Annotated in this window: 19 protein-coding genes and 1 tRNA gene; 16 read left to right on the forward strand and 4 right to left on the reverse strand. The window is 66.1% G+C overall.

Annotated features, from left to right (window positions below):
* Positions 1 to 42: 42 nt before the first annotated feature.
* Positions 43 to 495: a GatB/YqeY domain-containing protein gene (locus ACYVBN_RS08400; RefSeq protein WP_460600112.1), complete on the reverse strand. Its 453-nt coding sequence runs from the start codon at positions 493 to 495 to the stop codon at positions 43 to 45.
* A 36-nt stretch (positions 496 to 531) separates the two neighbouring features.
* On the opposite strand from ACYVBN_RS08400, the gene ACYVBN_RS08405 reads away from it, so the two are divergent.
* The 3 genes from ACYVBN_RS08405 (at position 532) to ACYVBN_RS08415 (ending at position 2,580) form a co-directional block, all read left to right on the forward strand.
* Positions 532 to 1,470 (forward strand): metallophosphoesterase, encoded by a 939-nt coding sequence (locus tag ACYVBN_RS08405; RefSeq protein WP_460600113.1) that lies wholly within the window; start codon positions 532 to 534, stop codon positions 1,468 to 1,470.
* Between the two features lie 49 nt (positions 1,471 to 1,519).
* Complete coding sequence (locus ACYVBN_RS08410; RefSeq protein ID WP_460600114.1) at positions 1,520 to 2,302, forward strand: fructosamine kinase family protein; 783 nt, start codon at positions 1,520 to 1,522, stop codon at positions 2,300 to 2,302.
* Between the two features lie 201 nt (positions 2,303 to 2,503).
* Positions 2,504 to 2,580, forward strand: a tRNA-Pro gene (locus tag ACYVBN_RS08415).
* A 713-nt stretch (positions 2,581 to 3,293) separates the two neighbouring features.
* Here ACYVBN_RS08415 and ACYVBN_RS08420 read toward each other — a convergent pair.
* Complete coding sequence (locus ACYVBN_RS08420) at positions 3,294 to 3,704, reverse strand: hypothetical protein (protein ID WP_460600115.1); 411 nt, start codon at positions 3,702 to 3,704, stop codon at positions 3,294 to 3,296.
* Between the two features lie 56 nt (positions 3,705 to 3,760).
* Here ACYVBN_RS08420 and ACYVBN_RS08425 point away from each other — a divergent pair, with 56 nt between their 5' ends.
* Positions 3,761 to 4,033 carry a helix-turn-helix domain-containing protein gene (locus ACYVBN_RS08425; protein ID WP_460600116.1) on the forward strand — a complete coding sequence of 91 codons (273 nt, stop codon included), beginning with the start codon at positions 3,761 to 3,763 and terminating at the stop codon, positions 4,031 to 4,033.
* A gap of 99 nt (positions 4,034 to 4,132) precedes the next feature.
* Here ACYVBN_RS08425 and ACYVBN_RS08430 read toward each other — a convergent pair whose 3' ends face one another.
* Positions 4,133 to 4,567 carry an ArsR/SmtB family transcription factor gene (locus ACYVBN_RS08430; RefSeq protein WP_460600117.1) on the reverse strand — a complete coding sequence of 145 codons (435 nt, stop codon included), beginning with the start codon at positions 4,565 to 4,567 and terminating at the stop codon, positions 4,133 to 4,135.
* A gap of 35 nt (positions 4,568 to 4,602) precedes the next feature.
* Here ACYVBN_RS08430 and ACYVBN_RS08435 point away from each other — a divergent pair, with 35 nt between their 5' ends.
* The 6 genes from ACYVBN_RS08435 (at position 4,603) to ACYVBN_RS08460 (ending at position 11,531) form a co-directional block, all read left to right on the forward strand.
* Positions 4,603 to 5,991 (forward strand): NAD(P)/FAD-dependent oxidoreductase, encoded by a 1,389-nt coding sequence (locus ACYVBN_RS08435; RefSeq protein ID WP_460600118.1) that lies wholly within the window; start codon positions 4,603 to 4,605, stop codon positions 5,989 to 5,991.
* The gene (arsB, locus tag ACYVBN_RS08440; RefSeq protein ID WP_460600119.1) at positions 5,991 to 7,085 is read left to right on the forward strand and encodes an ACR3 family arsenite efflux transporter; all 1,095 of its coding nucleotides are present in this window, start codon (positions 5,991 to 5,993) and stop codon (positions 7,083 to 7,085) included. Before ACYVBN_RS08435 ends, arsB begins: the two co-directional genes overlap by 1 nt.
* The gene (locus ACYVBN_RS08445) at positions 7,072 to 7,710 is read left to right on the forward strand and encodes a low molecular weight phosphatase family protein (RefSeq protein ID WP_460600120.1); all 639 of its coding nucleotides are present in this window, start codon (positions 7,072 to 7,074) and stop codon (positions 7,708 to 7,710) included. Before arsB ends, ACYVBN_RS08445 begins: the two co-directional genes overlap by 14 nt.
* Before the next feature lie 72 nt (positions 7,711 to 7,782).
* Positions 7,783 to 9,192 (forward strand): NAD(P)/FAD-dependent oxidoreductase, encoded by a 1,410-nt coding sequence (locus ACYVBN_RS08450; protein WP_460600121.1) that lies wholly within the window; start codon positions 7,783 to 7,785, stop codon positions 9,190 to 9,192.
* A gap of 30 nt (positions 9,193 to 9,222) precedes the next feature.
* Positions 9,223 to 9,879, forward strand: a complete 657-nt coding sequence (locus ACYVBN_RS08455; RefSeq protein WP_460600122.1) for an alpha/beta hydrolase family protein — start codon at positions 9,223 to 9,225, stop codon at positions 9,877 to 9,879.
* 1,457 nt (positions 9,880 to 11,336) lie between these two features.
* Entirely contained in the window at positions 11,337 to 11,531 is a 195-nt protein-coding gene (locus ACYVBN_RS08460; protein WP_460600123.1) for a helix-turn-helix domain-containing protein, read from the forward strand.
* Between the two features lie 48 nt (positions 11,532 to 11,579).
* Here the strand turns inward: ACYVBN_RS08460 and ACYVBN_RS08465 are convergent, their stop codons facing one another.
* Positions 11,580 to 12,257, reverse strand: coding sequence for a hypothetical protein (locus tag ACYVBN_RS08465; protein ID WP_460600124.1), 678 nt, complete (start codon positions 12,255 to 12,257; stop codon positions 11,580 to 11,582).
* Positions 12,258 to 12,406: 149 nt separating this feature from the next.
* On the opposite strand from ACYVBN_RS08465, the gene ACYVBN_RS08470 reads away from it, so the two are divergent.
* The 6 genes from ACYVBN_RS08470 (at position 12,407) to ACYVBN_RS08495 (ending at position 20,306) form a co-directional block, all read left to right on the forward strand.
* Positions 12,407 to 15,172: a type I restriction endonuclease subunit R gene (locus tag ACYVBN_RS08470; RefSeq protein ID WP_460600125.1), complete on the forward strand. Its 2,766-nt coding sequence runs from the start codon at positions 12,407 to 12,409 to the stop codon at positions 15,170 to 15,172.
* Positions 15,173 to 15,226: 54 nt separating this feature from the next.
* Positions 15,227 to 16,417, forward strand: coding sequence for a restriction endonuclease subunit S (locus tag ACYVBN_RS08475; RefSeq protein ID WP_460600126.1), 1,191 nt, complete (start codon positions 15,227 to 15,229; stop codon positions 16,415 to 16,417).
* Positions 16,414 to 17,319: a GIY-YIG nuclease family protein gene (locus ACYVBN_RS08480; protein ID WP_460600127.1), complete on the forward strand. Its 906-nt coding sequence runs from the start codon at positions 16,414 to 16,416 to the stop codon at positions 17,317 to 17,319. The genes ACYVBN_RS08475 and ACYVBN_RS08480 overlap by 4 nt, the downstream gene beginning before the upstream one ends.
* Positions 17,316 to 18,401 (forward strand): Abi family protein, encoded by a 1,086-nt coding sequence (locus tag ACYVBN_RS08485; protein WP_460600128.1) that lies wholly within the window; start codon positions 17,316 to 17,318, stop codon positions 18,399 to 18,401. The genes ACYVBN_RS08480 and ACYVBN_RS08485 overlap by 4 nt, the downstream gene beginning before the upstream one ends.
* A 26-nt stretch (positions 18,402 to 18,427) precedes the next feature.
* Positions 18,428 to 19,867, forward strand: a complete 1,440-nt coding sequence (locus ACYVBN_RS08490) for a class I SAM-dependent DNA methyltransferase (protein ID WP_460600835.1) — start codon at positions 18,428 to 18,430, stop codon at positions 19,865 to 19,867.
* A gap of 232 nt (positions 19,868 to 20,099) precedes the next feature.
* Entirely contained in the window at positions 20,100 to 20,306 is a 207-nt protein-coding gene (locus tag ACYVBN_RS08495; RefSeq protein ID WP_460600129.1) for a helix-turn-helix transcriptional regulator, read from the forward strand.
* Positions 20,307 to 20,369 lie beyond the last annotated feature (63 nt).

Below are 20,369 nucleotides of genomic sequence, written 5' to 3' on the forward strand. Positions count from 1 at the left end.
ACCCGAGGCGCGGTTACTGCGGGAGTCTCCTCCCGTACCGACTCAGCCCTGCAACGCCCGCTTCACCGCGGCGGCGACACGGCCACCCTCGGCGCGGCCGGCCACCTTGGGCTGCACGGCCTTCATGACCTGACCCATGCCCGCCATACCCTGCGCGCCAGTCTCGCTGATCGCGTCGGCGACCAGAGCGGACAGCTCGTCGTCGCCCAGCTGCCGCGGCAGGTATTCCTCGAGCACCGCAAGCTCGGCGCGTTCGTTCTCCGCCAGCTCGGTGCGGCCGGCGCCGTCATACGCTTCGGCGGCCTCGCGGCGCTTCTTGGCCTCCTTGGCGATCACCTGCTGCACCTCGTCGTCGGTCAGCTCCTTGGCTTCCTTGCCGGCGACCTCGGCATTGGTGATGGCCGCCATCGCCATCCGCAGGGTCGAGGTGCGGACCTGGTCCCGGGCGCGGAGGGCTGCGGTCATGTCCTCGCGGAGGCTCTGCTTGCTCGTCATACGGCTCAGTCTCCCACCGCGCATAATGGGCGTCTCATGCATGCATTCACCAAGACCTCGACCGCCATCGCCGGTGCCGGACTCGGCACGCTCGCGTGGGCGTCGCTGGTCGAACGCCACCTCTACACCCTGCGCCGCTTCACCGTCCCGGTGCTGCAGCCGGGAGCTCGTCCCCTGCGGGTGCTGCACCTGAGCGACCTGCACCTGGTGCCGCGGCAGGAGCGGCGCATCCAATGGGTGCGCGGGCTGGCCGCCCTGGAGCCGGACTTCGTCGTCAACACCGGTGACAACTGCTCCGACCTGCACGCGGTGCCGGCGGTGCTGGACGCCATGGAGCCGCTGCTGCGCTTCCCCGGCGCGTTCGTGCTCGGCTCCAACGACTACTACGCACCCATGCCGAAGAATCCGCTGAAGTATGTCGGCCTCGGCGACCCGCATCGTCGCGGCGCCGCGATGCGGGTGCCCGACCTGCCGGTGCAGGACCTGGTTGACGGGTTCACCGGCGGCGGCTGGACCGACTTGGACAACGTGCGGACCACGCTGGAGATCGCCGGCCAACCGGTCGAGTTCGTCGGCGTGGACGACCCGCACATCGAGCAGGACGATTATCCGTCGGTCGCGGCACGGGCCGCCTCGGACGTGGTCGCGACGGTGGGGGTGGTGCATGCGCCATACGTCCGGGTGCTCGATCCGATGACGGCCGACGGTGCTCGGCTGGTGCTCGCCGGCCACACGCACGGCGGCCAGGTGTGTGTGCCGTTCTATGGAGCGCTGACCACCAACTGCGACCTGGACAACGCTCGCGCCAAAGGGGTTTCGCGGTGGTGGCCGGGGGCGTCGGGGCACCCGGACGCGGACGCACCCGACGACGCGGCGTGGTTGGAGGTGTCGGCGGGGCTGGGGCACAACAAGTTCAACCCGGTCCGGTTGGCGTGCCGGCCGGAGGCGACGCTGCTGACGCTGGTGCCGCGGTGAGGCGTCGGTTGACGAGGGCGAGGAATGAGCCCGTATCGAAACCGTCGCTGTGACCTATACCAAACACGGCGCGTCACCGCGCGCAACCGCCTGGGAGGCGGCCGGGCTCGACTGGCTGCGCGTCGACGACGGTGCCGCGGTGGTCGGCGTTACTGGGGTGGACGGCGATTTGCTGGTACTGCAACAACTTTCACCGGTGACACCCACAGCTGCGGACGCGGAGGACTTCGGCCGGGCACTCGCCACGACGCACGCGGCGGGTGCATCCGCGTATGGCGTGGGACCGGACGGCTGGGCAGGCGACGGCTACCAGGGTCCGACCGACGACCTGCTGCCGTTGCCGCTGCGCCCCTACCAGTCGTGGGGTGCGATGTATGCCGACCTGTGCGTCGAGCCACTTCTGGACCACCTGGCTGGTCGAGCAACTCCTGGAGAAGTGGCACGGGGGAAGGTGCAGATCGAGACCCGGCCTCTTGCAGAGCCGGTGCTGCGCCGACTGCGGGATGGCGAGTTCGACGGTTCGTGCGCCGTCCCGGCACGCCTGCACGGTGACCTGTGGTCCGGCAACGTCATGTGGACCGCCGACGGCGCGGTGCTGATCGATCCGGCAGCTCACGGCGGACATCCGGAGTCCGATCTCGCGGCCCTGTCGCTCTTCGGAGCGCCGCATCTGCAGCGGATCCTGGCGTCATACGAGGAAGTGGCGCCGTGGGCCGATGGTCGGCGCGAGCGGGTGCCGTTGTTACAGCTGCACCTCGTGCTGCTGCATGCCGTGCTCTTCGGCGGCGGGTATGTCGAGCAGGCCGAGCGCATCATGCGCCGCTACGCCTGATGCAGCACCCGCCGATCGAGCGTCGTCCTGAGTAGTCGTGAGGCCCGATCCGGCCTCGCTGATCGAGTAGTCGCGAGGTACGAGCGACGTATCGAGATCCGAACAGCACCGCGCGTTACGGACCCGATTGGGCGAAACGCCAGCACTGCTTGTATCGTTGCATCTCGCTGCGCGCATCCGCTGGGTGCACGCAGCATGCCACGGGGTGTGGCGCAGCTTGGTAGCGCGCTTCGTTCGGGACGAAGAGGTCGCAGGTTCAAATCCTGTCACCCCGACCAGTTGGCAAACCGGCTCTGACCTGCGGAAACGTGGTCGGAGCCGGTTTCTTTTGTGTCCCGAAGGGCATAACTGAGGCACAACAGCACCGATCGCGGACAGGTTTAACCCCCGCGAGGCGGCAACCTCCGGGGGTCTGACGACAGCAATCCAGAGGTGCTGACGTGGGTCCCATTGTAGTGGCCGCAGCTCCGCCCGTGAAGGGCGTCGAGCTTCGGCAGGGCGCAGGCCCTGTCACCTCATGTCGCCACCTGTCTCGCTCTGCCGTAGACGAGACAGGCGGTGGTTCATCGCCGGTCGGCTAACACCACACCCCCTGACGACGGGCTTCCGAGGCATCCAGCCCGAGCACCGTCCGCGCCGCCGCCCTCTGCGGCCGCGCTTTCCCCCTCCCCTACAGGAACGTCTGCGCCCGTACGGATCGAAACGGGTGGGCCGACCAGTCCTCGGCGCCGTCCCGGGTCAGAGCCGGAACTGCACCCTGCCCGAGTTCGGTGGCGTCACGCGGTCCAAGGCAGACCCGGGCGCGGACGACTGACCCTCGTACGGCGTCCCGAACACATCCCGGTCCTGGGGCAAGCGAGTCATACCCGTAGCCCGTCCCCGGCCAAGCCATACGCGACCACGCGACCGACGCGGTCTCCGGGGACCCACAACCCTGCGCGGGTTGGGGTCCCCCTACCTTCACCCCGCTCCCGTGCTCCCTCTGCGGTCCCTATTCGCCCACTCGGCGCAGGACCCCGAGAAGTGTCGCCATCTTCGCTCTACCCAGCGTCGGCGAACGCCGGAGTTCGAAGAACTCGTCGAAACGGTTGAACAGACGCACCTCGTCTTCGGACTGCATGACGACACCGCGCACAGCCTGCAGAATCACTTCCAGCTCAACGAGTTTCGGGGTGTACGGCCCGATACCCATCCGGTGCTCGACCTTGCGCAGGACAAACGCAAGGTCGATCGCGCGCTCCTCGTCCTCCCATCGGCACGCCGCGCACACCCACTTCCGCCCGCCTCGCTTGTCGGGCAGCTTGTAGATCCGATCCCCGACCGACGTCGGTGCACCACAGAGCGCGCACACGCTGTCGAACCGCGACTTGATCCCGTAGCGAACAATCGGTTCCATGCGCATGATGATGCACTATTAGTGGGGCAGACATTCATGCCCAACTCGCGTGACATCGGTGCGTGCCGACACGACGCGATCAGGTGGACCCTGAGCAGCAGGAACGCTGGGCCGAGTCGCGTAGACGGGTCGGCGCGAACGTCCGCCGGCTACGCCTGGAGCGCGGCCTGACGCAGGAGGCGTTGGCTCTCGAGTCGGGCCTCAGCCGGAACCAGTTGATCGAACTCGAGCACGGACGGCGTGGGGTGCTGTTCGAGCGGCTGGATGACCTCGCGGTGATTCTCGAGGTGGACGCGTCTGACCTCTTGGGCTCCGTTGCTCCGCCTGCAGGGTAGGTGCGCCGGTGCGTCGTCTTCAGCAAAGAATCACCCGCCGATCGACCCACCGCCCGCGCAACGGAATCAAATGCCTGCGCGCTCCATCTCGCGACTTCGTCATCCCCGGTCAAGGATCGTCTGTCGGGTGTGTGCATGCACTGTGCTTAGAGGGTCGAGTCCGCCGGCGACGGGCCAGTAGTACACCCAGGTGCCGCGGCGTTCGCACTCGATGAGCCCGGCTTCGCGCAGTTTGCGTAGGTGGTGGGACACGGTCGGTTGGGAGACACCGACGTCCTGGATGTCGCACACGCACGTCTCGCCCGCGCAGGACGCGATCCGGGTGTACAGCCGGAGCCGGACCGGGTCTGAGAGGGCTTTGAAGACCGCCGCGGCGCGCTCGGCGGTTACGGCGTCAAGGCCGTCTCCTGGCACGCATGCGGTGTCGCACACCGGCGTCGCGGCGGATGGTGTGCGGGTCGTCTTGGTCGCGGTCACCACACCATATTGACAATCATCGATGCAATGCGCAACGCTGACCATATCGACATTCATCTAATCAGTCGTCTAGTTAGAAGGTGTGGTCGCTGATGGTTTCCGTTGTCCCCCAAGAGCTTCCGGTCGCAGTGATCGGTGCCGGACCGATCGGTTTGGCCGCTGCCGCGGAGTTGGTCGGCCGCGACCAGGAGGTCGTGGTGTTCGAGCAAGGCGACGAACCGGCGGCTGGGGTGCGGTCCTGGGGGCATGTGCGGTTGTTCTCCCCGTGGTCCGAACTGACCTCTCCGGCTGCGGAGAAACTGCTGGCACCCACCGGCTGGGCGGCACCGAACGGGAAGCGGTACCCGACCGGCACCGCGTGGATCACGGATTACCTGGCCCCGTTGGCGGCAGTGTTGGGCGACCGGGTCCGCACCGGTTCCACCGTGGTCGGTGTGTCGCGACTGGATCGGGACCTGCTGGTGGAGTCCGGCCGCGACGAGCAACCGTTCGTGCTGCACGTGCAGTCCTGCGATGGGTCGATCGAGCGGGTTTTCGTGCGGGCCGTGATCGACGCGACCGGCACGTTGAGTTTGCCGAATCCGCTGGGTTCGGAGGGATACCCGGTCTCCGGCGAGACCGCGCACGCCGACCGGATTCTGTACGGCATGCCGGACGCGACAGCAGCAGGTAACCCGTGCGCGGGTAAGGCCGTCGCGGTTGTCGGCTCCGGTGCGTCAGCGCTGACGTCGCTGATCGCGCTCACCAGCGATGAGGTCCACACCCCCGGGTCCCGGGTGGTGTGGGTGCTGCGCCGCGGGACGGTCGGGAACTCCTACGGCGGCGGCGACGCCGACGAACTCCCGGCCCGCGGCGCCCTGGGCGCCCGGGTCCGTGAAGCCGTCACCGATGGCCGGATCGAGGTCGTCACCGGGTTCCGCACCATCGCCGTCGAAGACAACGACACCAACAACGGCGACACCAACAACGGCAGCGGCGCTGATGGCCGGGTTGTGTTGATCTCTTCTGATGGTCGTCGCATTGAGGGCCTGGATCAGGTGGTGTGCGTGACCGGGTTTCGTCCCGACCTGTCGTTCTTGTCCGAGGTGCGTCTGGACTTGGATCAGCGGTTGCAGGCACCGGCCAAGCTCGCCCCGGAAATCGACCCGAACTGGCATTCCTGCGGGTCGGTGCAACCCCACGGGTATGACGTCCTGGCCCAACCCGAGGACGGCTTGTTCCTGGCCGGGATGAAGTCCTACGGGCGCGCCCCGTCGTTCCTGGCGATGACCGGGTACGAGCAGGTCCGCTCCATCGCCGCGGCGTTGGCCGGCGACCTGGACGCGGCCCGCCAGGTGGAGCTCACCCTGCCCGACACCGGCGTGTGCGGCGGCGCGGGTCTGTTCGACTCCGAGGAAGGCTCCGGCGGCGCCTGCTGCGGCCCGGTCGGTCCGCAACCGGTCAGCCTCGGCGGCCTGTCCACCACGGGTGGTCTGTCCTGATGACCACAACGAGGCAGGCTCCGGCCCATGATGCGGTGGTCGGGAAACTGTCCACCCTGGACCGGTTCCTGCCGGTCTGGATCGGCGCCGCCATGGTCGCCGGGATACTGCTCGGCCGCGCCATCCCCGGCCTGGACAACGCGCTGAGCGCCGTTGACATCCAAGGCGTTTCACTGCCGATCGCGCTCGGGCTGCTGATCATGATGTACCCGGTCCTGGCCAAAGTCCGCTACGACAAATTGGACTCCGTCACCGGCGACCGGCGGCTGCTGATCACCTCACTGGTGCTGAACTGGGTCATCGGGCCGCTGCTGATGTTCACCCTCGCCTGGATCTTCCTGCCCGACCTACCCACCTACCGCACCGGCCTCATCATCGTCGGCCTCGCCCGGTGCATCGCCATGGTGATCATCTGGAACGACCTGGCCTGCGGCGACCGCGAAGCAGCCGCCGTGCTGGTCGCGATCAACTCCGTCTTCCAAGTCATCATGTTCGCCGTCCTGGGCTGGTTCTACCTGTCGGTGCTGCCCGGCTGGCTCGGCCTGCACCAAGAACACCTCAACGTGTCCGCGTGGAAGATCGCCGGATCCGTCCTGGTGTTCCTCGGCATCCCGCTGCTGGCCGGGTACCTGTCCCGCCGCCTCGGCGAACGCGCCAAGGGCCGCACTTGGTATGAGGAGAAGTTCCTCCCCCGGATCGGCCCCTGGGCCCTGTACGGGCTGTTGTTCACCATCGTCATCCTCTTCGCGTTGCAAGGCCACCAGATCACCGGCCACCCGCTGGACGTGGCCCGGATCGCGCTCCCGCTGCTGGTCTACTTCGCCCTCATGTGGGGCGGCGGGTACGCCCTCGGGCGGGCTGTCGGCCTCGGCTACGAACGCACCACCACGTTGGCGTTCACCGCCGCAGGCAACAACTTCGAACTGGCCATCGCCGTCGCGATCGCCACCTTCGGAGTCACCTCCGGACAAGCCCTCGCCGGTGTCGTCGGCCCCCTCATCGAGGTCCCCGTCCTGGTCGGGCTGGTCTACGTCTCCCTCGCCCTACGCAGCAGGTTCACCCCGACAAAGGAGTCGGCCCATGCCCTCACCTGACGCACCATCTGCCGCGGCCCGGCCGGTCGAGTTGGTGCCGATCATCGACGACCTGGCCTACCAGTTCGACGGCGTCTTCACCCGCGACCAAGTCACCACCGCCGTCACCGACGCCCGCGACCTGCTGGAACCGCCCTCGAAGATCGCCACTTTCCTGCCGATCCTGATCACCCGACACGCCAAGGAACAACTCACCGCGACCGCGCAAGCCCACGGCCTAGTCGCCAAGACCGTCCCGGAAATCCTGTTCGTGTGCGTCCACAACGCCGGACGCTCCCAAATGGCCGCCGCGATCGCCGCGCACCTGGCGCCCGGGAAGGTGCACGTGCGTTCCGCCGGGTCCCACCCCACCGGGCAGGTCAACCCGGTCGCCGTCGAAGCCCTGCACGAGCGCGGCATCGACCTGACCGAGGCCTACCCGAAACCGTTGTCCGACAGCGTCGTCCACGCCGCCGACGTCATCATCACCATCGGCTGCGGCGACGCCTGCCCCGTCTACGCGGGCAAACGCTACGAAGACTGGAACGTGGCCGACCCCGACGGGCAACCCCTGCCCGTGCTGCGCGACATCCGCGACGACCTCACCACCCGCGTCGGCACCCTGCTGCGCGAACTCAACATCTAACCCCTGTGCTCGGAACCACCCGTCCTGTCCTTGCACGCCCCGTGACCTTCCCATCCTGAAAGGCCAACGTCCATGCACCTGGTTGCCATCGGCGGCTCCGACGCCGGTATCTCCGCCGCGCTGCGCGCCCGCGAACTCGACCCCACCACCGACGTGACCGTCGTCGTCGCGGACGCCTACCCGAACTTCTCCATCTGCGGCATCCCGTACTACATCTCCGGCGAAGTGACGCACTGGACCAACCTGGCCCACCGCACCCACGCCGACCTGGAAGCCACCGGCATGCGGCTGCGACTGGACACCCTGGTCACCGACATCGACGTCCCCAGCCAACAGCTGATCGTCAAGACAGCCGATGGCGGCACCGACACCATCGGCTACGACGAACTGGTCGTCGGCACCGGCGCCGTACCCGCCCGGCCACCGATCGAGGGACTCGACCACCTCGGGACCGGTGACGGGGTGCACCTGCTGCACTCCATGGGCGACACCTTCGCCCTGACCGACTCCCTGGACCGCATCAACCCCACGAATGCGTTGATCGTGGGCGCCGGGTACGTGGGCCTGGAAATGGCCGAAGGACTGACCGGCCGCGGCATTGCCGTCACCCAGGTCGAAATGCTCCCCGAGGTCCTGCCCACGGTCGACCCCGACCTCGGCGCCCTCGTGCACACCGAACTCACCAAGCACGGCGTCGACGTGCACACCAACACCACCGTCACCCGCATCACCAAAACCGGCGACGGGCTGCACGTCACCGGGACCGGCCCCGAGAAGGAGCCCCTGTCCTGGGACGTCGACCTGGTCCTCGTCGTCGTCGGCGTCACCCCCGACACCGACCTACTCGTGCGGGCCGGAGCAACCACAGGGCCACGCGGCGCCGTCGTCGTGGACGAAACCATGGCCACCGGTCTGCCGCACGTGTGGGCCGCCGGTGACTGCGTCGTCACCCACCACCGGCTGCTGGGCACCACCTACCTGCCGCTCGGTACGACCGCGCACAAACAAGGCCGGGTCGCCGGAGAAAACGCCCTCGGCGGTCACGCGAGGTTCGCCGGGTCCCTAGGCACCCAGGTCGTGAAGGTGTTCGACCTGATCGCCGCCCGCACCGGGCTACGCGAACACGAAGCAACCTCAGCCGATTTCACACCCGTCTCGGCGACGGCGACTCCGGACGACCACAAGGCGTACTACCCGGGCGCGCACCCCATCACCATCCGGGTCACCGGTGACCAACACACCGGCAGACTGTTGGGTGCGCAACTGATCGGAGCCCGCGGCACCGAGACCGCCAAACGCGTCGACACCTACGCCACCGCCCTCTTCCACGGCATGAGCGTCGAAGCCGTCAGCGAACTCGACCTGTCCTACACCCCGCCCCTCGGATCACCGTGGGACGCCGTCCAAATGGCCACCCAAACCTGGGCGCGCGAACACGCGACTGCTCCGACAACAGCCACCACCGGGGCCTCGACGCCATGACCAACCGCCACCCGGCACCGGGCACAGCCGATGAGTAGCGACGATCAGACGCCCGTCCTGATCGTCACCGTCCGGGGCAGTACCGAGCCCGCCAGCGGGTCACGCCTCCTGACGCCCATCGCCCACGCGATCGGCAACCGGTACGCCGGGAAAGTGCAGGTCCACAGCCTGCCCTACCCGGCGACGTTCGAAAGCTTCACCGCGACCTACCCGGCACGCATCGACCTCGGACAGAGCCCGACGATCGGCGTGCGCAACCTGGTGTCGCTGCTCAACGACGAAGCCGCCTCCCGACCGCAGCAACGGACCGTGCTGCTCGGCTGGTCCCAAGGCGCCCAAGTCATCACCGACGCACTCGTGCACCCCGCCGTGCGATACGCCGGGACCGACGCACCGGACCTCGACCCCACAGCCGTCGACCAGATCGCCGCCATCGCGTTGTTCGGCAACCCCACCTTCACCGCCGGTGAACCCCACAACGCAGGCGAGCCCGCCCCCGGAGTCAGCGGAGTCATACCCCGCAAGCCCGGCATGCTCACACCGCACGCGGACACAATCCGCGACTACTGCGCCCGGGGCGACATCTCCGCCCAAAACGCGCCAGGATCAGACGTCGAAGGACACGTCGCGTACTTCCACAACGGCATGCCCGACCAGGCAGCCGACTTCGTAGTCAGCCGCCTCTAAAGCGAACGACGATCGCCGAGATCTCTTGCAACGCGAACATCACTGATCCGGCCCGAAGCCACCTCTGCCGCATCCCATCGCATCCTGGCTGCGGTTTTTCAATTGACGTTCCACAAACGGTGAACCCGCACGTCAGAACGCTGTCTGGTCTGAGCGTGGCGACGCCCCTCCCGTAAGACCCGTCCGATGAAATGCCCGGCAACGGGGGGGCCTCGTCCGACCACCAACTCGAGGCCGATTCCGGACATCCCCCGGTGGGCTACAGCCCTGAACGCGCGCTTCGCCCTGACCGCGGGTGTGCATCACCCAGCGCGGCGCTTCGCACTCCCCCGTCATCGGTCCGAACGAGGTCGGCCAACGAAACGACGCCGGCCCGCACCGACGCCCACTTCGCACCGGAGAATTTGCCCATCTCGTGGAGCCCGGCGAGGGCGCGAATAACCGTAGCGACCGCCACCGGATCCGCGAGAACGGCAGCGGTCAATGCCCGCCGATCCAACGTGCCGACATCGTTGCTGTCCTGACTCGACGTTCCCTCCGATCGCTGAGTCCCGTCGGCAATCGCCACAGACGGCTTCGACCTCACGGCGTCGATAGGGCGCGTACCGGCCCCTCCGCCAGCGCCGCGGCGTGGTTGCTTCGGGACGTCGATCAAGCGGATCTCGACGGCCGCTTCACGGGCGCCGCGGCGCACCACCGCTGCCTCGTTTCGGCACCTCGTCGAGCACCACACGGGCCGCCGACCGCGGCCGGCATAGACCACCGGGCCGCCGCACCGTGGACATGCGAGAGCTGATTCATCGCTCATTTCGATCCTCCGTGACGTGGTCCAGCAGCATGTCTCACGCGCGCGCTAGTAGGTCGTCGGCGAGGCCTTCGATGTCGCGCGCTGGCCTCGGTCCGGCGACTCGGTCCAGTTCGTTCTTGGCCAGGTGTCTCCTCCCAACCGACGCATCATTTCGCATCATCGAAACGCACATTCACCGACAATGCAAGAGCTGTGTGTTGCTTCGACTTTCGCGTTTCTGCAGGAGGTACGTCGCGGGTGGTGCCAGCGCGTTGCCCTCGTTGACCAGCGCGCACTCGAACGTCGCTCGGAGCGAGCCGCTCGGCCTGGTGCAACTCGAGCGGCGGCGAGAATTAAAAGAATTAAAGACCGCTAAAACAGCGGCGCACGTTCGTTGCGGCGGGCGCAGGACCGACGACGCCGCAGCACCGTGTATGCGACAGCGGGGCCGGGCCGGCAGCACCCAAACAAGACAACCTAGGTCGGATCACTCCACGAGCAGGGTGCGACGTCCCGGTGACGAGCTCGCCTCGTGCGCCCAGCGCTCACATCCCACCCCCGGTCGATCGACGCACACAGCCCTCCGGCGTTTCGGTTTCCGGAACATCTACCGCCGCTCGTGACCGCCAGGGACCGGATCTGCCCTTCGGGCTTGGGAAAGGAGATCCAAATGTCTACTTCTGCCAATGCCCGTCGCCACTTCGAGTCTCTGTCCGATGCCGCTGAACGAACCGGCCTGAGCGTTCGGACCCTGCGTCGCCGTATCGCCGCCGGCCACCTCCCGGCATACCGCAGTGGCCCGCGCGTGCTGCGCGTTGACCCTGCAGACGTCGATCGGCTGATGGTCCGCGTGCCGACCGTCTGATCACCCGAGGATTCCGTCAGCGAGATCTACTCCGGGCAAGCCACGGAGTCACTCTGATCTGTGGACATCTATGTCTTTGCGAGACTGTGCCTCAGCTACCCGGGCACGACGCTCGGCAGCATCCGCGATCTTCTTGAGTGACGGTTCAAGCAGCGCAACGCCGACTGCACGTGCGCTCTGCTGGCGCAGATCTTCCAACGCGACAACGTACTCAAGGGCTGCAAGGGGACCGCTGGGACCCTGACCAACAACGGTGATGGTCAAGTCCGCGACTGGTGGCCCATCAGAGCCCTGGAAGAATTCGCGGGCGACACCGAGTCCCCAACTGAAAGTGCGGTGTGGGGCAATCGAACCGATTCCCGCTGCTAGACGCTCATCCACGCCATGCACCATCTTCTTCATCCGGTCAGGAACGATCGTCTCCAACGGCGGGTCAAGGACGACCCGAACATCCGTCGCGACCGTGGGCCCCGAGTTGCCAACGACAAGCGTCAGAATCTGGCCGTCATCTCTCGGTCGAATATCCGCCCAGACGTACGGTTGCAGAGCTGCCTCTTGAGCTCGGATGGCGTTCTCGAGCTGGCGCTGGGAGATGGCTCGGGATGCCTCAGCGGCACCAGCCGAACGTTCGGCCGCACGCGCGCTGCGGGATCCGAGCCGATAGGACACGATGAGCGCCACAAGAGCGATGCCGGCGGAGACGATTGAGATGGCAACGAGAAGCATGCCCGGACCATAGCCACGTAGGCCGACATCCGGCCGCTGCACTCCTGGTTAAGCACTCGGTAATCAATCTGACGTCGTCCAGACGGTCATTGGCGGAACGGCGCGAGATCGCAAACGTTGCGGATAGTTCGCAGTAACCTGCGAGCATCATGAATGCGCCATCAGAGGACGAGGATCGGCTTGCTGCCGAGGCACGCGCTCGTGTTCTGATCGACCGCCAGCTGGCCGAGGCGGGCTGGGTGGTGCAGGACAAGAAGGCGTTGAACCTCTTCGCCGCTCAGGGCGTCGCGTGCCGTGAGGTCACCATGAAGTCCGGGCACGGTCGCGCGGACTACCTGCTGTACGTCGACCAACGCGTCGTCGGCGTGGTCGAGGCCAAGCCGCGAGGCACCACGCTCAGCGGCGTTGAGTGGCAGTCGTCGATGTATGCCGAAGGCATCCCCGCCGACATACGTCTCAAGGCGCTGACGACCGACGCCCGACTGCCGTTCGTCTTCGAGGCCAGCGGGACCGAGACGCACTTCACCAACGGTTACGACCCCAACCCGCGGGCACGGCAACTGTTCGCCTTCCCGCAGCCAGAGTCCCTGGCGCGCGCCATCCGCGACGCCGAAGCCGACCCAGACGCGCCGACCTGGCGTGCGAAGGTGCGCCACCTTCCGGAGCTCGACACCACCGCACTGCGGCCCGCACAGATCACCGCGATCGCCGGCGTCGAACGATCCCTCGCCGCCCAGCACTTCGACCGGTCCCTTGTGCAGATGGCGACCGGCGCGGGCAAGACCTACACCGCGGTGACGCTTGCCTATCGGCTGCTGAAGTTCGGCGGGTTCAAGCGGATCCTGTTCCTGGTCGACCGCAACAACCTCGCCGACCAGGCGATCGCTGAGTTCCAGAACTACCGGACGCCCGGCGACGGCCGCCGCTTCACCGAGATCTACAACGTCGACAAGCTCACCCGCGCGGGCATGCTCGGCAGCAGCAACGTGGTCATCTCCACCATCCAGCGTGTCTATAAGGCGCTGCAGGGCGACGAGGTCACGGCCGACGACGACCCGGGACTGGACGACTTCGTGCCTGACTCCCCCGTCACCGTCGCATACAGCTCGCAGCTGCCGCCCGAGACGTTTGACCTGGTCGTCGTCGACGAGGCACACCGCTCGATCTATGGCGTATGGCGCAGCGTCCTCGAATACTTCGACGCCCACGTGGTCGGTCTGACCGCCACCCCCGGCAAACAGACCTTCGCGTTCTTCCGGCAGAACCTGGTGTCCGAGTACACCTACCCGCAGTCGGTCGCCGACCGCGTGAACGTCGACTTCGACCTCTACCGGATCCGCACCGAGATCTCCGAGCGGGGCAACTCGATCGACGCCGGCACGATCGTGCCGAAGGTCGACCGCCGCACCCGCAAACAACGGCTCGAAGCGTTGGAGGAGGACCTCGAGTACACCAACAAGCAGCTCGACCGCGCGGTCACTGCGAAGTCGCAGATCCGGTTGGTGCTGGAGACTTTTCGCGATCGGCTGTTCAAAGAGATCTTCCCCGGGCGCTCCACCGTGCCCAAGACGCTGATCTTCGCCAAGGACGATGCGCACGCAGAGGAGATCGTCACGACCGTGCGCGAGGTCTTCGGCAAGGGCAACGACTTCGCCGCCAAGATCACGTACAACGCCCGCGACCCCAAGGGGCAGCTGCAGGCGTTCCGGACCTCACCCAGTCTGCGCATTGCGGTCACCGTCGACATGATCGCGACCGGCACCGACGTGAAGCCACTGGAGTGCGTCTTCTTCATGCGCGATGTGCGGTCGGCGCAGTACTTCGAGCAGATGAAGGGCCGCGGCGCGCGCACCATCACCCCGGCCGACTTCCAGTCCGTCACGCCAGACGCGTCGGGCAAGGACCGGTTCGTCATCGTCGACGCAGTCGGTGTCACCGAGCACGACTTCGTCGACCCACCGCTGAACCGCGAGAAGGGCGTCTCGCTCAAGAAACTGCTCGACAAGGCCGCGACACTCTCCCTGACCGAGGACGAAACCGCCACTCTCGCCTCGCGATTGGCCAAGTTGGAGCTCGACCTCACACCGGCCGAACGCGAGGAACTCGACGACGTCGCCGGTATGCCGGTCCGCGACATCGTCCGCGGCCTGGTCGACGCGGTCGACCCCGACACCCAGGCGAAAGCCGCTGCCGGGCAGGCGGATCCGGAAGCAGCCATCCAGTGCCTCCTGGACGATGCGACGCGACCGCTCGCCGCCAACCCCGAACTCCGCGGTCGGATCCTGGAGCTGCGCGCCACGCACGACCGGATCATCGACGAGGTCAACGCCGACACGCTGATCGACGCGAGCGGCGTGGTCGACACTGGCCGCGCGCGCTCGGTGGTCGAGTCCTGGCAGGCCTATCTGAACGAGCACCGCGACGAGATCACCGCCATACAGCTACTCGGCGAAGCCCGCGTGCGACGGATCAACTTCGCCGACATCCAGGAGCTCGCCGACCGGATCAGTCGGCCTCCGCACAACTGGACCGCCGACATCATCTGGCACGCCTACGAGACGCTGTATGTCGACAAGGTCCGCCACAGCGACCGACACACCCTCACCGATCTGGTGTCCTTGCTGCGCTATACCGTCGGCGTGGATGACGAGCTGGTGCCATATGCCGACCGAGTGCGCGAGCGGTATGCCGCCTGGCTCGCCCAACAGAAGCAAGCAGGCACGAATTTCACTGATACACAAAGGTGGTGGCTGGACCGGATGGTCGAAGTGATCGCGAACTCCGCTGGCATCACCGCCGAAGACCTCGACGAAGCACCCTTCATCGAACGCGGCGGCGTCGACGGCGCACTGCGCGACCTTGGCGACCAAGCCGCCGACCTGCTGGAGAACCTCAACGCGGAGCTCACCGCGTGACGCCGCCCGGATGGCACAGGACCACTCTGGCCGCGGTGGCACGTCTCGGGAGCGGTGGCACTCCCCAGGCGAGGAAGTCCGAGTTCTACGACGGGCGATATACCGTGGGCGGTAATCGGCGATCTCAATGACGGCATCGTTACATCGACGAAGCGGACGATCACGGCGGCTGGCCTCGATGCTTCCTCAGCGAAGTGGGTGCCCTCCGGCGCAGTTCTCATCGGAATGTATGGGTCGATCGGCAAGCTCGGCATCTCAGGCATCCCACTGACAACCAACCAGGCGATTGCATTTGTCATACCGGGTCCGGATGTCGACACCAAGTTTCTCTTCTACTACCTCCTGAGCCAGAGGCGACAACTCGATGCGATGGGGAAGGGCGCTACCCAGCGCAACATCAGCCAGACCATCCTGAGGCCGTGGCCGGTCGCCTTACCCGATCTGGATGAGCAGCGGCGGATCGTCGAGATCCTCGAAGACCACCTCTCCCACCTCGACGCAGCAGCGGATTATGCGTCCACTGCAAGGCGCAGGCTCGGTAGCCTCCGTCGCTCAACACTCCAAGACCTATTCAGTCGAGGCGAAAAGCAGGTGCCGCTGTCTCGACTGGTTGACCGAATCGAAGCCGGAAAATCCCTTGGTGGGGCCGCGGCGCCGGCTGCAGACGACGAATGGGGGATCATCAAGGTCTCAGCCATGACCTGGGGCAGGTTCCGACCAGATGAGAACAAGGCCATTCCGACCGAACGCGCCAATCCCAGGTACGAGATTCACTCAGGTGACCTGTTGGTCAGTCGGGCAAACACCGCGGAATATGTGGGAGCGAGCGTTCTCGTCGAAGAAACGGTTCGTCCTCGGCTGCTGTTGAGCGACAAAAGTCTCCGCGTCGTGCCGGCTGGCGACACGCACCCGGCCTGGCTTTGGCGAACACTGCAAACTCCAAACGCCCGCGCCCAGATTTCGGCATTGGCTACTGGGACGAAGGACTCAATGCGGAACATCTCGCAGACGTCCTTATTGCGAGTCCAGGTGCCCGAGGTCGGACCCGACGAGCAGAGATCCGCCGTCCAGCAGTACTCCGAAGCTGAGCAGCGGTGGGAGAACCTCGAATCCGAGCTCTCGCGCTCCAACGCCCGCGCTGTGTCGCTCCGGCGTGCCGTGCTTGCTGCGGCATTCAGCGGCAAGCTCACCGGTCGTCATACCGACGACGAAGTGATCGAGGAACTCGCCGAGGCCATGGCGTGAACGGCAAACAGGTCAAACTCTTCCTCGTCGACGGAACACCCGGCGGGCTAACCACGGCCGAGATCACCAACTGGACCGGCCACGTGCTGTCCGCCCGACGCTCCGACCTGGCCGACCTACTTCGCCGAGAGGAAGCCGAGCGCACCGGCGTCTACCTCCTGCTCGGCGAGGACGAAGAGGCGATCGGCGACACCCGCTGTTACATCGGCGAGGCCGACGTCGTCGCGACTCGGCTGCGCAGCCACATCAAGGAGAAGTCGTTCTGGAACCAGGTGGTGGTCATCACCTCCAAGGACACCAATCTGACGAAGTCGCACGGAAGGTACCTGGAGTCCCGGTTGATCGAGCTCGCCACCGAAGCTGGCCGCGTCACCCTCGAGAACGGCACTGCGCCGCCAACGCCCCGGCTACCGGAGGCGGATGCGTCCGACATGGAGTACTTCCTCGGCCAGTTGCAAATTGTGCTGCCGGTGTTGGGAGTCAACGCGATTCGCGTCCGCCCAACGCGATCGACGGCCGGCACAGCAAGTCCCGCCGAGTCACCGATCTTCAGCCTGCGCAGCAAGCGACAGCATGTCGATGCGTCAGCCCAACAGATCGACGGGGAGTTCGTCATGTTGAGCAACTCGCTCGTCGTGCCCGAGTGGCACGGCGTGGGCAAAGCGGCCAGCACGCAGAAGGCGTACGCGAACTACCGAGCCCAGCATGAGAGCCTGCTGGCCGACGGATCGATCGTGGTCGAGGACGATGTCGGCCGGGTCACGCGGGACATCGTGTTCTCCTCCCCGTCGACTGCTGGCGCGATCGCGCTTGGCCGGTCCTGCAACGGTCGCACGTCATGGGTTGCCTCGGATGGGCTGGCATTCGGTGCTTGGGAGAGCCGGGGCATCGATGACCAGTGATCTCGACGGGCTTGGTCACGGCGGTCCGTGGTTCGTTGTATGGTTGGGGCACCACATCCCCCGAGCCTCTCAACGATGCGCAACCGGGGGATTTTCTCTTGCCTGACAACAGCTCGCGACCGGCGACGGAGTACGCAAAGCCGGCGCTGGCCGAAATCGACCTGCTGGAGCGCTGGCGCCAGCGTGGTCTGGCCATTCCAGATGAAGAGCGAGCTACCCGGTATCTGCGGCACCTCGGCTACTACCGCCTCTCGGCATACGTTCGAAGCTTCGAGAGCGAGCAGCGTGACGTGCTTCGACAAGGCACCACTTTCGACGACGTACTCAACCTCTACATCTTCGACAGAAAGCTTCGGCTGCAAGTGCTCGATGCGATGGAGCGTGTCGAGGTAGCCGTCAGGGCCGCCATCAGCGACCGCATGTCGCGGGCTGCAGGACCTCACTGGTACGAAGACTCTCGGCAATTTGCCAACGCGGGTGTGCATCAGCGGCTTCTGCGTGACGTCGACATCATGGTGGACGAGCAGTTGCGCCGACCACGCGAGCGAGCGGTCGGCGCGGACACCTTCGTCTCCGCCCTCGAGCACTACGTGACCCACTACGGATCGCCGTCCAGGCCGCCGACCTGGGTGGTGTTCGAGGAGTTGAGCCTTGGCTCAGTCCGCGCGATCTACGGCGCGCTCGGTGACACGAGCGCTCAAGGCGACATCGCCGCGTCGCTAGGGGTGCGTGCCCCGGTCCTCCGCTCCTGGCTGCAGAGCTATCAACGAGTCCGCAACATCTGCGCGCACCATGGCCGACTCTGGAACCGCGGCCTCGGAGTGTATCCAGCGATCCCAAAGTCTCGCGCGATCCGCTGGCTCGAAGACACCGACCTCTTCGACCGAAACGCCTGGCGCCGTCAACGGCTATACGCGGTGCTGGTCTCGCTGCAGACAATGCTCCACACGATCGCACCCGGTTCAATGTGGGCGCCACGGCTGAATGATCTCTTTCTCGAGCATCCGACCGTGCCACTGTCGGGCATGGGTGTGCCCAACGACTGGTTCAGCGATCCGTTCTGGCCGAGGAGGTCCCAATGACAGATTCCCGCCGCCTCGTCGACAAGATGTGGTCCTACTGCGACGTGCTGCGCGACGACGGCGTCGGTGTCATCGAATACACCGAGCAGCTGACGTATCTGTTGTTCTTGAAGATGGCTCAGGAGCGGGCAACTCGCAAGCTCGCTCCGGAACGGATCGTGCCCGAAAAGTACTCGTGGCAGCGGCTGCTCGACGCACAAGGCGACAATCTGGAGGTCGTGTACACCCAGATTCTGGTCGGCCTGGCCCGCGAACCCGGCCTGATCGGCACGATCTTCCGCAAGGCGCAGAATCGCATCCAGGACCCTGCGAAGCTGCGCCGGCTCATAGTCGACCTGATCGACAAGGAGCAGTGGTCGCAGTCCGGCACTGACATCAAGGGCGACGCATACGAGGAACTGCTGTCCAGAGGTGCGTCCGACAAGGGCTCAGGAGCCGGCCAGTACTTCACACCACGCGCGCTCATCCAGGGGATCGTCGACGTCATCAGCCCAACGGTTGCTGACACTGTGGTCGACCCCGCGTGCGGCACTGGCGGCTTCCTGTTGGTCGCCCACGACAATGCGGAGCAGGGTGCCGAGTCCATGACACCCAAGCAACGTGACCATCTACGCGACACCTTCGCCACCGGTTACGAGCTCGTCGATGGCACCGCGCGCCTGGCATCGATGAACCTGCTGCTGCACGGCATGGGCAAGTCCAACGGCCCGTCACTGATCGAGGTCAAGGATTCGCTGATCGCCGACCCGGGTGATCGCTGGTCAGTGGTCCTGTCGAACCCGCCCTTCGGCCGCAAGTCTTCGCTGACGATGGTGGGTGCCGATGGACGCGAGGTGCGCGAAGATCGCGAGATCGAGCGTCAGGACTTCGTCGCGACCACGAGCAACAAGCAGCTCAACTTCGTGCAGCACATCATGACCATCCTTGACACCAACGGCCGCGCTGCCGTGGTGCTGCCCGACAACGTCCTCTTCGAGAGTGGTGCTGGCGAGACGATCCGCCGCAAGCTGCTGGCCGATTTCGACCTGCACACCATGCTCCGCCTGCCGACCGGCATCTTCTACGCCAACGGCGTCAAGGCCAACGTGCTGTTCTTCGACAAGAAGGTCGCGCGCCCGGGCGAGCCATGGACAGAACGGCTATGGGTCTACGACCTACGCACCAACAAGCACTTCACGCTCAAGCAGAACCCGCTGCGCCGAGCCGACCTCGACGAGTTCGTCGAGGCGTACACAGCAACCGAGCGTGTCGAGTCGGAGCGCTGGAAGCCGTTCACGTACGACGAAATTGTTGCCCGCGACAAGGCCAACCTCGACATCACCTGGCTCAAGGACGACTCGCTCGAGGACCTGGACAACTTGCCGTCGCCAGACGTCATCGCCCGCGAGATCGTCGAGGACCTAACCGCCGCTCTCGCTGAATTCGAAGCAGTAGCAACGGCTTTGGAAGAGCAGCTGCGCAGCTAACTGTCCCGGCTGTCAGCGATCCGCGTAGTCCAGTCGGGCGCCGGTTGCCCGCTCTTCGCGCTGTCCGCGATGTAGACGCACGCTGCGGCGGCTTGTGCGCGCGGGGCACGGTCGCATGGGCGCCAGGGTCGATTGGAGCGGCCAGTCACGCGTCCCCCGGCGGTCGAAGTTCACTCCACGATCGACGTTCCCGAGTGTGACCGCCAGAGGTGCGATCTGACCTTCGGGGAGTATGGCAAACACTCCCAAGTCCCGCCGCCAGTTCGAGTCCCTCTCCGATGTCGCCGAGCGCACCGGCCTGAGCGTCCGCACGCTCCGCCGCAGGATCGCAGCGGGCCAACTCCCCGCCTACCGCAGTGGTCCGCGCGTGCTGCGGGTCGATCCCGCCGATGTCGATCGGTTAATGGTGCTCGTTCCGACTGCCCAGGGTTGCGGCTGAAACACACGCCATTCTCGTTGGTGCCCCGCGTGCATTGCGCCCACTGTGACGCGTCACTCGCAG

The sequence above is a fragment of the Flexivirga lutea genome, from assembly GCF_054778955.1.

Coding starts and splice junctions, on each gene's coding strand:
- arsB (WP_460600119.1), top strand. CDS start 5,991: ATGACCACAACGAGGCAGGCTCCGGCCCATGATGCGGTGGTCGGGAAA.
- ACYVBN_RS08430 (WP_460600117.1), bottom strand. CDS start 4,567: ATGAATGTCGATATGGTCAGCGTTGCGCATTGCATCGATGATTGTCAA.
- ACYVBN_RS08470 (WP_460600125.1), top strand. CDS start 12,407: ATGAATGCGCCATCAGAGGACGAGGATCGGCTTGCTGCCGAGGCACGC.
- ACYVBN_RS08420 (WP_460600115.1), bottom strand. CDS start 3,704: ATGCGCATGGAACCGATTGTTCGCTACGGGATCAAGTCGCGGTTCGAC.
- ACYVBN_RS08445 (WP_460600120.1), top strand. CDS start 7,072: ATGCCCTCACCTGACGCACCATCTGCCGCGGCCCGGCCGGTCGAGTTG.
- ACYVBN_RS08450 (WP_460600121.1), top strand. CDS start 7,783: ATGCACCTGGTTGCCATCGGCGGCTCCGACGCCGGTATCTCCGCCGCG.
- ACYVBN_RS08455 (WP_460600122.1), top strand. CDS start 9,223: ATGAGTAGCGACGATCAGACGCCCGTCCTGATCGTCACCGTCCGGGGC.
- ACYVBN_RS08465 (WP_460600124.1), bottom strand. CDS start 12,257: ATGCTTCTCGTTGCCATCTCAATCGTCTCCGCCGGCATCGCTCTTGTG.
- ACYVBN_RS08435 (WP_460600118.1), top strand. CDS start 4,603: ATGGTTTCCGTTGTCCCCCAAGAGCTTCCGGTCGCAGTGATCGGTGCC.
- ACYVBN_RS08460 (WP_460600123.1), top strand. CDS start 11,337: ATGTCTACTTCTGCCAATGCCCGTCGCCACTTCGAGTCTCTGTCCGAT.
- ACYVBN_RS08495 (WP_460600129.1), top strand. CDS start 20,100: ATGGCAAACACTCCCAAGTCCCGCCGCCAGTTCGAGTCCCTCTCCGAT.
- ACYVBN_RS08400 (WP_460600112.1), bottom strand. CDS start 495: ATGACGAGCAAGCAGAGCCTCCGCGAGGACATGACCGCAGCCCTCCGC.
- ACYVBN_RS08405 (WP_460600113.1), top strand. CDS start 532: ATGCATGCATTCACCAAGACCTCGACCGCCATCGCCGGTGCCGGACTC.
- ACYVBN_RS08490 (WP_460600835.1), top strand. CDS start 18,428: ATGTGGTCCTACTGCGACGTGCTGCGCGACGACGGCGTCGGTGTCATC.